This window comes from Labrys sp. WJW, assembly GCF_001676615.1.
Taxonomy (GTDB): domain Bacteria; phylum Pseudomonadota; class Alphaproteobacteria; order Rhizobiales; family Labraceae; genus Labrys; species Labrys sedimenti.
The window spans coordinates 1-10,303 of record NZ_LYXZ01000044.1; the positions used below are offsets into that span (position 1 = coordinate 1).

The 10,303-nt window shown below is 64.5% G+C and carries 10 protein-coding genes; 7 read left to right on the plus strand and 3 right to left on the minus strand.

What is annotated here, in order from left to right; all coding sequences use genetic code 11:
* Positions 1–8: 8 nt before the first annotated feature.
* From exbD to BA190_RS25345, 3 genes are read left to right on the plus strand one after another with little or no spacing between them, the layout of a single operon-like run.
* Positions 9–464 (plus strand): TonB system transport protein ExbD, encoded by a 456-nt coding sequence (gene exbD, locus BA190_RS25335; RefSeq protein ID WP_068294328.1) that lies wholly within the window; start codon positions 9–11, stop codon positions 462–464.
* A gap of 8 nt (positions 465–472) precedes the next feature.
* Complete coding sequence (locus BA190_RS25340) at positions 473–1,366, plus strand: energy transducer TonB (RefSeq protein WP_162275212.1); 894 nt, start codon at positions 473–475, stop codon at positions 1,364–1,366.
* A 14-nt stretch (positions 1,367–1,380) separates the two neighbouring features.
* A complete protein-coding gene (locus BA190_RS25345) occupies positions 1,381–2,205 on the plus strand; it encodes an ATP-binding cassette domain-containing protein (protein ID WP_068294331.1) in 825 nt (274 codons plus the stop codon).
* Positions 2,206–2,455: 250 nt separating this feature from the next.
* Here the strand turns inward: BA190_RS25345 and speB are convergent, their stop codons facing one another.
* Both speB and BA190_RS25355 read right to left on the minus strand, forming a co-directional pair.
* A complete protein-coding gene (gene speB / locus BA190_RS25350; RefSeq protein WP_068294304.1) occupies positions 2,456–3,424 on the minus strand; it encodes an agmatinase in 969 nt (322 codons plus the stop codon).
* Between the two features lie 152 nt (positions 3,425–3,576).
* Positions 3,577–4,938, minus strand: coding sequence for an MFS transporter (locus BA190_RS25355; RefSeq protein ID WP_068294307.1), 1,362 nt, complete (start codon positions 4,936–4,938; stop codon positions 3,577–3,579).
* Between the two features lie 211 nt (positions 4,939–5,149).
* On the opposite strand from BA190_RS25355, the gene BA190_RS25360 reads away from it, so the two are divergent.
* From BA190_RS25360 to BA190_RS25370, 3 genes are all read left to right on the plus strand, one after another.
* Positions 5,150–6,070: a LysR family transcriptional regulator gene (locus tag BA190_RS25360; RefSeq protein WP_068294310.1), complete on the plus strand. Its 921-nt coding sequence runs from the start codon at positions 5,150–5,152 to the stop codon at positions 6,068–6,070.
* A 210-nt stretch (positions 6,071–6,280) separates the two neighbouring features.
* Complete coding sequence (locus tag BA190_RS25365) at positions 6,281–6,613, plus strand: YMGG-like glycine zipper-containing protein (RefSeq protein ID WP_068294316.1); 333 nt, start codon at positions 6,281–6,283, stop codon at positions 6,611–6,613.
* Between the two features lie 841 nt (positions 6,614–7,454).
* A complete protein-coding gene (locus BA190_RS25370; protein WP_068294318.1) occupies positions 7,455–7,793 on the plus strand; it encodes an HdeA/HdeB family chaperone in 339 nt (112 codons plus the stop codon).
* Between the two features lie 26 nt (positions 7,794–7,819).
* On the opposite strand, the gene BA190_RS25375 is transcribed toward BA190_RS25370, so the two are convergent.
* Positions 7,820–8,062 (minus strand): hypothetical protein, encoded by a 243-nt coding sequence (locus BA190_RS25375; RefSeq protein WP_068294321.1) that lies wholly within the window; start codon positions 8,060–8,062, stop codon positions 7,820–7,822.
* Between BA190_RS25375 and BA190_RS25380 the strand changes: the two genes are divergently transcribed.
* Positions 8,061–10,130, plus strand: coding sequence for an NAD(P)-binding protein (locus BA190_RS25380; RefSeq protein ID WP_068294325.1), 2,070 nt, complete (start codon positions 8,061–8,063; stop codon positions 10,128–10,130). The two genes, BA190_RS25375 and BA190_RS25380, sit on opposite strands and share 2 nt — an antisense overlap.
* Positions 10,131–10,303: the final 173 nt, after the last annotated feature.

Consider the following 10,303-nt stretch of genomic DNA (forward strand, 5'->3'; position numbering starts at 1 on the left):
TTGACGGCATGGGCGTCTCCCTCAAGGATCCGCAGGACGGCGATCTGTCGGAAGTCTCCGACATCAATGTCACGCCGTTCATCGACGTCATCCTGGTGTTGCTGATCATCTTCATGGTGGCGGCACCGCTCTCCACCGTCGACGTCGCCGTCGACCTGCCGGTCTCCAACGCCAAGGTGCAGCCGCGCCCGGACAAGCCGGTCTTCCTGACGGTGAAGAAGGACCTGACCCTGGCCCTCGGCGAAAACAGTGTGCCGCGTGAACAGATCCAGCCGGCCATCGACCAACTTACGGGGACGGACCGCGAACAGCGCGTCTTCCTGCGCGCCGATGGCGGCGTGGCCTATCGCGACATCATGGCCGTGATGAACCTCCTGCGCAATGCGGGCTATCTCAAGATCGCCCTGGTCGGCCTCGAGGATACCGGGCAGGCCTCCGACGCGGGCGCCGCGCGCCCGCAATGAGTGAGCAGGTGCCTTCGTCCAGGCTGGCCGGCAGGCCATCGAGCCTGTCCAGTGTCGGCTTGTGGGCCTCGGCGGCGGCCGTGATGCTGCTCGTGCATGGTGCCGGCATCTGGGTTGCCCGCGACTGGCACCCGATCGGCCCGCCGCCCGCCGGCAATCCCGAACCGGCCATCGAGTTCGATCTGGCCCCGCCCACCACCTTGCCCGAAGCACCGCCCCAGGAGGCCGTAAAGGAGATCGTGCCGGATCAGGCCCAGGACACGCCGGCCGACACCGTGCAGCCGGTCGAACCCGAGCCCGTCCAGCCGCAGACGCAGGAGGTCGAGCCCACGCCGGTGGAGCCCCAGCAGGTGCCGGAGCAGACGCCGCCCGAGCCCGAACCGGTGCAGCCGGAAACGGTGGAGCCGGACACCCCACCCGAGCCTCCCCCGGAGGTGGTGCCTGACTTGCCGACGAAGGACAAGGCCGAGGTGATCCTGCCGGCCGCGCCCAAGCCACAGCCCAAGCCGAAGAAGAAGCCCGCGCCCCGCAAGGAGCCGGAGCGGCAGCGTCCCGCGGTGCAGCCCAGGCCCACCGTCGTCGCCCCTCGCCAGCAGGCGGTTCAGCCCACAGCGCCGCGCCAGTCAGGCACGGCAACGGGCGACGAGCTTGCGGCTTGGAGGCGAGCCGTGGGCGCTCGAGTCCAGCGGGCGGCAAGTTCGATGTCCGTGAGCGGGAAGGGCACGGTCCGCGTGGCCTTTTCAGTGAGCGCAAGCGGACAAGTTTCATCTCCCCGCCTCGTCGGTTCGAGTGGCAATCCAAGTCTGGATGCCAGTGGTATCAATGCTGCCCGACGCCTTGGTTCACTGCCGCCGCCACCGGGTGGCGCAAAAGCCATAACCGTGCCCATCATCTTCAAGTGATAACGCCGATGCATATGACCGCTTCGCACGAGAACGCATCCATTCCGATACCGGCTCTTGCCGACGCGGATCTCTTCGCGCTCGAAGACGTCAGCTTTGCCATCCCCGGGCGCGTGCTGCTGCAGCCCCTGACGTTGTCGCTGGCGCCAGGGCGGGTGATCGGACTGGTCGGCCATAACGGCTCGGGCAAGTCGACTCTGGTCAAGATCCTGGCGCGCCAGCAGGCGCCGACCTCCGGTTCCGTGCGATTCGGTGGCACCCTGCTCGCGGACTGGGGCGAACGGGCCTTTGCCCGTCAGGTCGCCTATCTGCCCCAGCATATCCCGCCGGCGACCAGCCTGCTTTCCAAGGAGCTCGTCGCCCTCGGGCGCTATCCCTGGCATGGCCCGTTCGGCCGGTTCAGCAAGACCGATTCCGAAAAGGTTGCCGAAGCCATGGCGCTGGCCGATGTCGGCCCCTTCGCCGAGCGCCTGGTCGATACGCTGTCGGGTGGCGAACGCCAGCGCGTCTGGCTCTCCATGTTGATGGCGCAGGATACGCGCTGTCTCCTGCTCGACGAGCCGATCTCGGCGTTGGACATCGCCCATCAGGTCGACGTGCTGGCCCTGGTCCAGCGCTTGTCGCGCGAGCGCGGCATCGGCGTCATCGTGGTGCTGCACGACGTCAACATGGCCGCCCGCTATTGCGACGAGCTGGTCGCCCTGCATGGCGGCCGCCTGATCGCCCGCGGCACCCCGGCCGAGATCATGACCCCGGCCTGCCTCAAGTCGATCTATGGCATCGAGATGGGCGTGATGCCCCATCCCCAGAGCGGGGGGCCGGTGAGCTTCGTGCTGTAACCGGCCTGCCTCGGGACCGAATTTCCTCGCGATTGCCTGCTCTTCCATCCTCTTGTCGGGGCGCTTCCAAGGAGGGGGCCGGAACGAGATTGGGAGTGTCAGCCTCCAGGCCGACATCTTGAAAACGAAGCGCTTGCCAGCAAGCAGGATGTCAGCCAGGAGGCTGACACTCCGCATATCCCGTAGCCCCTTCATGCAACACAATTGCAGTGCTGGGCCGGCGAGGAGATTTCCCCCGTTGCGGGAACGGTCAGGCCGCCGCCCTTGCCGAGCGGGCGTCGAACACGAAACCGAGGAAATTCAGCAACACCTGCGCCGCCAGGATCGCGGTGCCCCCGGTCTGGTCGTAATCGGGCGCCACCTCGACCAGGTCGATGCCGACCACCTCGTTGCGCCGCGCCAGGCCCTGCAGCATTTCCAGCACCTCGTAGTAGAGGAAGCCGCCATGCGAGGGCGTGCCGGTTCCCGGGGCGATCGACGGGCAGAAGCCGTCGATGTCGAGGGTGACATAGACGCGCGCGCCGGCCGGAATGCGGTCGATCACGCTTTTGGCGCCGAGTGCCCGCATCTGGCGCACCGAGAGGATATCCGAGCCCATCCGGCGGGCATCGTCATAGCCCTCCTTGGCGGTGGAGGAGACGTTGCGGATGCCGACCTGGGTGAGCCCGCTGACATAGGATTTCTCGGCGGCGCGGCGCATCGGATTGCCGTGGCCGTAGCGCACGCCATGGCGCTCGTCGACGAAGTCGAGATGGGCGTCGATCTGCAGGATGTGGATGTCGCCGCGTCCGGCAAAGGCATCGATGCAGGGGATGTTGACGGAATGGTCGCCGCCGATCACCACCGGCAACGCACCGGCGTCGAGAATGGCTGAAACGCCGGCCTTGATATTGGCATGGCTCTTTTGCGTGTCGGTGTGCACGATGTCGGCATCGCCGATGTCGATCATTCTCACCGAGGCCGGCAGATAGGTACGGTCGTCCTCATGGTCATAGGCGCCGGCATGGCCGAAGCTGAACAACGTGGAGGCTTCGCGCACCGCACGCGGGCCGAAGCGAGCACCGGCGCGGAACTGGGTACCGAAATCGAAGGGGGCGCCGAGAATGGCGACATCGGCGTCGATCCGGCTCCAGTCGCCGACATAGGGGCGCTTGGCGAAGGTGGAGATGCCGACGAAGGGCAGGTTCAATCGCCCGGCTTCGTAGGAGTGTTCGCTCATCGATAGTTCCTTGCAGTTTTCAGGACGTGGAATGGGTGCCCCGTCTTGCCCCTATAGCGTTTTGCGATTTGACGGGGTCACCTCGCATCGCAAAGACGCGTCGGAACAAGGAGCTAGAGCAAATGGGCGTTCACACTTGAACGCATTTTGCTCTAGTCGTTCTCGAGGGCGGAGCCGGCGCGGCCGGCCGTGGTCATGGCGATGGCGGCGAGGGTCACCAAAGCGGCGGCCACCAGGAACCAGGCCGGGGCGAGCTTGCTGCCGCTGGCTCCGATCAGCCAGGTGGCGATCAGCGGCGCAGTGCCGCCGAACAAAGCGTTCGCTGCGTTGAAGCTGAGGGCGAAGCCCGAATAGCGCACCCGCGTGGGAAACAATTCGCACAGCAGCGTCGGCAGCGTGCCGCCATTCATGGCGAGGAGGGCGCCGAACAAGGCCCAGATCCCCAGGATCGCCAGGAAGCCGCCGGAACCCAGGCCCGTGAAGCTGACGGACGAGAGCACGATGAACAGCGGCACGGTGAGGATCGCGAACAGCAGCGAGCAGGCGATCAGCACCGCCTTGCGGCCGAGCCGATCCGACAGCGCCCCCATTACGAAGATCGAGGCGAGATAGACCATGAGCGTGATGGTCGAGCCGAGGAATGCGGCGGTTTCGCTGATGCCGAGCTCGGTGGCCAGATAGGTCGGCATGTAGCTGAGCACGAGATAGAAGCCGACGGCGTTGAGCAACGTGCCGCCGAAGGCGATCAGCACCTGGCGGCGGTGTTTGCCGAGAAGTTCGAGCACCGGTGCCGGCGGCACGTGATGGGCTGCCTCCAGGGACTTGAAGTGGCGCGTCTCCTCGAGCCGGCGGCGAATGAAGACGCCGACATAGCCGAAGGGCAGCGCGAACAGGAAAGGCAGGCGCCAGCCCCATGCCTGCAGCTGTTCGGTGGTGAGCAGCGCATGCAGCAGGGCTACGAACAGCGAGGCGGCCAGCAGGCCCGCGGCCTCGCCGGCCGGCACCAGGCAGGTATAGATGCCGCGCTTGCGGTCGGGCGCGTGCTCGGACAGGAAGGATGCGGCCCCGGCATATTCGCCCGAGGCGGCAAAGCCCTGCACGAGGCGGGTCAGCAGGAGCAGCACCGGCGCGGCCAGCCCGGCCGTCTGGTAGGACGGCAGGAAGGCGATGACGAAGGTGGCCGACGACATGATGAAGATCGACAGGGTCAGGGTCGATTTGCGGCCGAACTTGTCGCCGAAATGGCCCCAGATCACTCCGCCGATCGGGCGGACGACGAAGGACAGGGCGAAGACGCCATAGGTGGCCATCAGGGCGCTGCGGGTGTCGGTGGCCGGGAAGAACACCACGGCGATCACCGTGGCAAGGAAGCCATAGACCGCATAGTCGAACCATTCGACGAAAGTGCCGATGAAGCTCGCAAAGGCAGCGCGGCGCAGGACGGGGCTCGTGGCGGCGGCATCGCTACCGGTGCGAAGTTGGGATGGCGTGGTCGCAGGATGTGGATGGCTCATGGAAACGTCCCCTCTTGGATGAAGCTGGATCATCAAGGCGTCGTCCGGCCGGGATGGTGATGGTGCCTTCTATGGGCATAGGGCAGCCGGGCGATTGGTCGGGGACGATGCCGTAAATGAATGCATTCATAATTCGGAACTTTTCAATTCTTACATCGGGGAATTTGATGTAAGGGGAGCCTTTCGAAACTTCTCTGTCACGGGGACCGCCATGCGGATCAGCGACTACATGGTGCGGAACCTGCGCACCTTCTGCGCGGTGGTGGAGCATGGCGGCTTTGGCGGGGCCCAGGCCGTTCTCGGCGCGGGCCAGTCCGTGATCTCGACCCATCTCAAGGATCTCGAGCTTGCTCTCGGTTTCACGCTTTGCCAGCGCGGACGCGGGGGCTTCTCGCTGACCCCCAAGGGCGAGGCGGTCTATCACGAAGCCAAGCGCATGCTGGGCTCGCTCGAGACCTGCGAGGCCAATCTCGGCGTCCTGCGCAAGATTCTCACCGGTCATTTGCGGGTGGGCATCGTCGACAGCGAGGCGGACAATCCCGATTTGCCGGTGCATCGGGCGGTGCGGCGCTTTTTCGAACGCGAGCAGCAGGTTCGCCTCAGCCTGGAGGTCGGCACGCCCGAAGCGCTGGGCAAGGGATTGCAGACCGGCGACATCCATGTCGCCATCGGCCCGTTTCCGAACCGCCAGGCCAATATCGACTATGCGCCTGTCTATGTGGAGGAACATGCCCTCTATTGCGGGCAGGCCCATCCGCTATTTGCCGGCGATGCGGCCGAGATCACGCCGGCGGTGATTGCCCGCCACCCCATGACGGTTCGCCCCTATCTGCATCGCGCCGAACTCGCCGCGCTGCAGGATCCGCTGATCACGGCCTCGGTCTCGAATATGGAAGCGCAGGCCGTGCTGATCCGCAGCGGCTGTTTCCTTGGTTTCCTGCCCGTTCATTTCGCACGCAAATGGGTCGAACGTGGCGAAATGCGCGCGCTCGACGGGCCCGGTCTGGTGTGGCGGTCGCAATTTTATATCGCCTTGCGTGTGCAGCCCGAACCGACCGAAGTGGCGCGTCAATTCACGCGCGATCTTGCGGCGACCTTGGCATTCCCTGAGATAGGAGAGCGGGTCGGATAACGTCTTTCTATCAAATAGATGATGGCCTTAATAGTCGATCAGGGTTCATGGATAGTTGATCGATTTCGCGGTGATCGAATTGGTTCAAATCAGATTGAAAGGATCCGATGGCAATCGTCCGACATGGTTAAAATAGACCGATGAAATACGTTCGCCACGATTGCGACCGAATCATTACTTAGCGGTAATCTGGCAAACGGAGACCGATCTATGAAAAAAATTCTGATCACGGTTTTGGCGGGCGCCGTCGCTATGTCGGTAGCGGGGTGTGCGTCGGACAATCCCGGGGACCGGGCGGTCGGTGGCGGCGTGCTCGGCGGCGTGGCCGGCGCGGCTATTGGCGCCGGTGTCTCGAAGAACAAGGGGCGCGGTGCTCTCATCGGTGGCGCTATCGGTGCGGCCGGCGGCGCCGCGGTCGGTGCGGCCACCACGCCGAGCCGCGAACCGGAGCCGGGTTATGATGGCTATGGCGGCGGTCCGCGCCAATGCGCCCAGGTCGGCTATGATTCCTACGGCAACCGGGTTTGCACGGCCTATTACTGAGAAAGCCTGCGAACGGGATGGGCCGTTTCCATCCCCACGAGAGCGACCGGCCTTTTTGGGCCGGCTCGCCATCCGGTCCGCCCCCGGGATCTGATCTCTCGCGACGAAATCACCCAAAGGGGCCGGGCATTCCTGGACGGCAAATGACGTCCTGCAAATTGATTTCGGCCCGTCTGCCCCGCCCCGAACAGCTCGCCAAATACGGCCTCGGCCAGTTTTCCTGCCTGCCGGACCCATGTTTTCGCCCAAATCCGGCTTCACATCATTGGCGGCAGAGTAGCGGGAACCTGCGGAGCATTTCCCGATGATCATCGGCACAAATCAGTACAGGGCCAAGTCTTGCTTGGTCATCGGAAAGCCGAAAAGGCCCTTTAGCGCTTAGATACCGTCGTCGATAAGCGCTGGTCCGATCATGATCGAGGGGCCGTCGCATCAGTTGCAGAAGGAACAGGGTCGCTTCGTGAATTGAAGCGGGTATGGTGGTGGATGAAGGATGGATGGGTGCCTGGTGCACAAGGTGAGCAGGGGAATGGCAATCCCGCCGAGCAGGGAAGCCTTTCCGTCAAGGCGCGATCTTGGTTTGGCGGGCAGACATTCAATTGGGTGCGTGGGCAAGAGATCTCCTTGCAGCGGAATCGAGAACGGAGCAGTTCGTTCGGGATGGTTGACAGTCCGAGGGCTGTTCGCCGACAACTGCGAATGAAACTTGCCGTTTTGCGAAAGTCTCGGTTCGTGGTGGCAGATCAGGCGGACGGGCACCAGCATTTGACCGCCTTCCTCCAGGCCCGGCTGGAAAAGGATTGCACCATGTCCGCCAACACGAATCGACCGGGCTGACGGCATGCGGGGTGTCATCGGAGCGATCGTCCTGTCTGCCATGGTCCATTCCGGCGCGGCGCTGGCTCAGGAAGTAAGGCGCTCGGCCGTCGGCTATATGGACGTGACCTGCGACAGGTGGACGGCAAGCGCCAACTCGACCCAGGGCACGGCCTATGCAGCCTGGGTCGCCGGCTTCCTCAGCGGGGCAAATCTCGCCGAGCGGGCGGAGGATTGGCTGATCGACGAGGACGGCACTTCGATTCGCCGCTGGATCAGCGAATATTGCAAGGCCCATCCTGTGGAGACGCTCGGGGCCGCAGCAGTGATGCTGCGTCAGGCGCTTCAGCAGCGCGCGCGGTAACGTTCAGGCTGGGCTGCGTACCTGCCTCAGTCCAGCTGATCCATTGCATCGGAAAACTCTAATTTGCCGTTGCTGCGGGCTCCCCGAAATTGGTGGTGATGCTCCAGGGCAAGCTTGTTCATGATCGAGCGCCTGCTTGCTCCAACGCTCTGGTTCGAGGCGTCATCGCGATTTGAAGCAGTTCGTTTCAAATCCTGAAGCGCTTCGGGAGGCATCGGGACGCCTCGCATCTGCCCGGCGGTGCGATCGTCGAACCCGGGGAATTTCATGCGCGATCCACGCTACGATATTCTGTTCGAGCCGATGAAGATCGGCCCGGTGACGGCCAAGAACCGCTTCTACCAGGTCCCCCATTGCAATGGCGGCGGCTATCGCGATCCCTCCGCCGCCGCCGAGATGCGGCGGATCAAGTCGGAAGGAGGCTGGGGCGTCGTCTTCACCGAGCAGACCGAGATGCATCACACCTCGGAAATCACGCCCTTCATCGAATTGCGCCTGTGGGACGACGCCGACATTCCCGCTTTGGCCAGGATGGCCGATGCCATGCACGAACATGGCGCCCTTGCCGGCATACAGCTCGCCTATTCCGGCATCAACGGCCCCAACCTCTACACCAAGGAAGTTCCGCGCGGGCCTTCGGCCCTGCCGATTCGCACCTTCACCAACGATCCCGTACAGGCCCGTGCCATGGACCGGCAGGATATCCGCGACCTCAGGCGCTGGCACCGCAATGCTTTCAAGCGCGCCAGGCAGGCGGGCTTCGATCTCGTCTGCCTCTATGGCGCGCATGGCTTCGGCATCATCCAGCATTTCCTGTCTACCGCCACCAACCAGCGCACCGACGAATATGGCGGCTCCCTGGAGAATCGCACCCGCCTGATGCGCGAACTGATCGAGGAGGGGCGCGAGGCCATCGGCGACACCTGCGGGCTGACGCTGCGCATTTCGCTCGACGAGGTCATCGGCGATCTCGGCTTCGCCAATGCCGAGGTCCGCGACATGATCGAGATGCATGCCGATCTGCCCGACCTGTGGGACCTTGCCCATGGCGCCTGGGAGGACTGCTCCGGCCCCTCGCGCTTCAAGGAGGAGGCCGCGCAGGAAAACCTGGTCGCCGGCATCAAGATGTTGACGTCCAGGCCCATCGTCGGCGTCGGCCGCTTCACCTCGCCGGATGTGATGGCCAGGATGATCCGCTCCGGTACGCTCGATTTCATCGGCTGCGCCCGTCCCTCCATCGCCGATCCCTTCCTGCCCAGGAAGGTGGAGGAGGGCCGGATCGAGGACATCCGCGAATGTATCGGCTGCAACATCTGCGTCACCGGCGACATGACGATGTCGATCTCGCGCTGCACCCAGAACCCCACCTTCATGGAAGAATGGCGCAAGGGCTGGCATCCCGAGCGCATGCAGGCCAGGGGCGCCAGCGAGAGTGTGCTGGTCGTCGGTGCGGGGCCGGCCGGGCTGGAGGCGGCGCGCGCCCTGGGCTTGCGGGGCTACAAGGTGATTCTCGCCGAGGCCGGCACCGAGCTCGGCGGCCGTGTGGCGCGTGAAAGCAGATTGCCCGGCCTGTCGGCCTGGGGCCGCGTGCGCGACTATCGCCAATACCAGCTCAGCCAGATGCCGAATGTCGAGATCTATTTCGACAGCCAGCTCTCGGCCGACGACATTCTCGGCTTCGGCTTCGAACATGTCGCGCTCGCTACCGGCTCGACCTGGCGCCGGGACGGCGTGGCGCGCGCCCATGTCGTGCCGATGCCGATCGATCCGGCTATGCCGGTCTTCACGCCCGATGACCTGATGAGTGGCAGGTTGCCCACCGGCCGGATCGTGCTGTTCGACGACGATCACTACTACATGGGCGGTGTACTCGCCGAATTGTTGGCACGGCAGGGCGCCAGAGTGACGCTGGTCACCCCTTCCGCCTATGTTTCCGACTGGACGCGCAACACGCTGGAGCAGGGCGCCATCCATCGCAGGCTCGTCGAGCATGGGGTCGAGATCGTGCTCAACAGGGTGGTGGCGCGCATCGACGCCGGCAGCGTGGTCACGGCCTGTACCTATACCGGGACCGAGGCGAGGCTGGAGGCCGATGGCGTCGTGCTGGTCACCGCGCGCCTGCAGCGGGACGAGCTGTGGCAGGGCCTCAAGGCAAGGCGGGACGCATGGGCCGATAGCGGCATCTCCAGCATCAAGGTGATCGGCGATGCCGAGGCGCCGGGCCCGATCGCCTGGGCGACCTATGCGGGGCACCGCTATGCCCGTGAACTGGACGAGCCCGACATCGGCGACGCCCTGCCGTTCCGGCGGGAGATAACCGCGCTCGCGCGAGCTTAGAAACGCGATTCGAGTCAAGCTTTGAGGGGGTGCGAAGCTTGCATGACGGTTCTGCAAAAAAGTGATGTTTTCAGTGTTGACAGTGCGGTCTGGGGTCCCCTATACAGCGGCCATCGACGGACGGCGTTGCCGCGGATTGAGCGGCGGCGCTGACGTGTCGCTTCACGGACAAG